At 69.2% G+C, this 659-nt stretch carries 1 protein-coding gene; it reads left to right on the forward strand.

All coding sequences use genetic code 11. From position 1 onward, the window contains the following. A partial coding sequence (locus tag IF11_RS37455) for a hypothetical protein (protein WP_037729484.1) occupies positions 1-659 on the forward strand: 659 nt, incomplete at both ends.

A 659-nucleotide genomic window follows, 5' to 3' on the forward strand; every position in this document is an offset into this window, starting at 1 on the left:
ATGCGCGCCAAGACCGGCCCGGACGCCGGCAAGATCACGTTCGTCTACACCTTCTCCGTCAGCGGCACGGCCGGCGGGGTGGCGCAGGCCAAGGGCAGCAGGATGCAGCAGGTCGCGGTCACCTACGACGCGGCGGCCTACGACCAGGAGGAGAAGGACGGCAAACCGCACCACCCGCAGAAGCTGACGATCACCACCAGCCAGGAATCCGGCGACGGTCCCGGCATCCAGGCCGGCGCGGGAGCCAACGCCGGACCCGTGACGATCGACGTCGGTGGCGGCGGCGGAACCGTCAACTCGCAGATCCACACCGAGTCGGCCGAGGTCACCCTCGACAACGACACCGACAGCACCGCCGTCGAGGACTGGCTGCGCGGACGCGGCGACGCCCCCGCCAGCAACCCGCTGCCCACCCCCTCGGACGCCGCCGAGGCACTGGACGACGACGCGGGCCCGATCGAGCGCCTCCTGCACGACAAGGGCAAACTCACCCGCCTCGACTACAAGGCCAACACCGACTGGTGGAACGCCTCACTCGGCATCGGCTTCGGCATCTCCGCCGGACAGGTCAGCCTCGGCTTCAAACTCTTCGGCATCGACATCACCCACGAAGAGAAGAACCAGACGATCACCGGCGACCCGACCTACGCCACCGGCCC

The sequence above is a fragment of the Streptomyces scopuliridis RB72 genome (genome assembly GCF_000718095.1).
GTDB classification, from domain to species: domain Bacteria; phylum Actinomycetota; class Actinomycetes; order Streptomycetales; family Streptomycetaceae; genus Streptomyces; species Streptomyces scopuliridis.